The 1223-nt window shown below is 46.3% G+C and carries 1 protein-coding gene; it reads right to left on the minus strand.

Annotated elements, in window-relative coordinates:
- Positions 1-1223, minus strand: a 1223-nt coding sequence (locus tag QUB51_RS18935) for a choice-of-anchor D domain-containing protein (RefSeq protein ID WP_333264563.1), incomplete at both ends; no start/stop codon positions are given.

Genomic DNA, 1223 nt, shown 5'->3' on the forward strand with positions numbered 1-1223 from the left:
ATGGTTTCTACAACTGAGTTGTCGGAGACTTTCTTGATGACAATATTGCCGATGCCTTTTTGTACGGCTTCACTCAATGTGACGACTAAATCAGCAGCAACTGCAACACTGGTGGCGTTATCGGCTGGGGTGAAACTGCTGGCTGTGGGCGCTGTACCATCAAGGCCGTTACCTTGAATGGTAAAGGTATAAGTAGATTCGTCGAGATCGTTGCTGGAAATATTAATTCGTGCGGTGCGAGTGCCGATAGCCGAAGGTTGGAAAGTAATTTCAAATGGGGTAGCTTGACTGGCACTAATAGTGTTGGCTGGTAATGTCTTGACGGTAAAATCACTGGCATTGGCCCCTGTAATGGTGACTACAGGCGTACCCGATAACGTCAAATTACTAGAACCCAAATTTTCAATGCTAAAGGTGCGAACTAGCGGGCTACCAACTGGGGTATCAGCAAAAGCAGTGCCATCAATTGTCGTGGGTGTAATATCTTGATTGGCGATGGAAGTACCATTGCCTTTGAGATCAATTTCCGGCGGGTTAATGAAGAAAGCTAAATCATTAGAGGCATTGGCATTGCCGTAGTTGAAGATATAGTTCCCACCCCCATAAGGGTTGGTATTCGAGAAAGAGAATGTACCTGTTCCCTCAAAAATAACGGAGTAGGTTTGCCCACTGGTAGCCGAATAAGGAGTGTCTAATTTAACTGTTTTCCAACCCATGCCCGATGGGAGTGATATGCTCTGTTGATAGGTAGGAGTACCTTTGTTCCCGCCAGCACCGCTGCCATTACTGCTGTTGTAAATCAATAAATTGCCAGTAAAAGCACCTCCGGTATAAACCGCAATCTCGCTAATTGTTCCATTCTCAGAAGCTGTGAAGCTCTGTCCCTGATGATTGGTATTAGCACTACCGTTTTGGGTTAATTGCGGGATGGGAGGAATCGGCAGCGTGGAAGCGGTGAGGGTTGTGAAGTTCCAACTGGTTGGCCCTGTAATCCCGGCATAATTGTTACCAGCCGAGTCTTTAATCGCCCCGCTAGCAATTTCTACATAGTATTCGGTACTTGGTGCGAGGTCAGCGGTAGGATTAATGGTGACAGTAGAACCACTGACGGTGACGTTAGCTGATGTGACATCAATGGTTTCAACAACTGAGTTGTCGGAGACTTTCTTGATGACAATATTGCCAGTGCCTTTTTGTACGGCTTCACTCAAGGTGACAACTAA

The organism is Microcoleus sp. AT8-A3, from assembly GCF_036705675.1.
In the GTDB taxonomy this organism is placed as follows: domain Bacteria; phylum Cyanobacteriota; class Cyanobacteriia; order Cyanobacteriales; family Microcoleaceae; genus Microcoleus.